We start from the raw sequence: 699 nt of genomic DNA, 5'->3' as shown, positions 1-699 counted from the left end.
CAGACCATCGCGATGCGGCGCGAAACGCTCGAGAAAATCGGTGGCTTTGCGCAGTTCGTGCATCACCTGGCGGAGGATCATGCGATCGGCGAAGCGGTGCGCATGATCGGCGAGAAGGTGGTGATCCCGCCGTTCACGGTGTCGCACGCGTGCGTGGAGTCCAGTGCCGCCAAGCTGATCGCTCATGAATTGCGCTGGAGCAGGACGATTCGCACAATCGATCCGGTGGGACATTTCGGCTCGGCGCTGATTCATCCGCTGGCGTTCGCACTGCTGACGGTCGCGCTATCCGGCGGGGCAGTATGGACATGGCCGTTCGCGGTGCTGGCGCTAGTCGTGCGGCTCGCGCTGAAGGTGCAATCCGATCACGCGTTGCGGCAGGTGCGTCGCGATCTGTGGCTGCTGCCGTTCTGGGATATCGTGTCGTTTCTGATCTTCGCGGCGAGTTTTCTCTCGACGCGGGTGATCTGGCGAGGCTTCAGTTTCAAGGTGGATGGCGACGGTTTGCTGTCACCGGTTCAGGACGAGTAAGCGATGAAGCATGTGGGTCGTATTGCCGCGCTGCTAGGGCTGATTGCGGCGCTCTGGCTGGTCGCGCGCGACAATCCGGGCGCGGTGCTGGCATTGATGCGTGCAGCGGGTGCTGGGCTGGTGCTGGCCGGCCTCGCGCACGTATTGCCGATGCTCGCCAACGCGTGC

At 63.4% G+C, this 699-nt stretch carries 1 protein-coding gene; it reads left to right on the top strand.

Features of this window, described 5'->3' with window-relative positions:
• Positions 1-531: glycosyltransferase (locus tag FQ755_RS02330; protein WP_313957402.1), on the top strand; the 531-nt coding region annotated here is incomplete at its 5' end.
• Positions 532-699: the final 168 nt, after the last annotated feature.

Source organism: Paraburkholderia sp. BCC1885 (assembly GCF_900996235.1).
In the GTDB taxonomy this organism is placed as follows: Bacteria; Pseudomonadota; Gammaproteobacteria; order Burkholderiales; family Burkholderiaceae; genus Paraburkholderia.
Note: the sequence above shows the minus strand (reverse complement) of the source record. Positions and strands in the feature narration are given on the sequence as shown.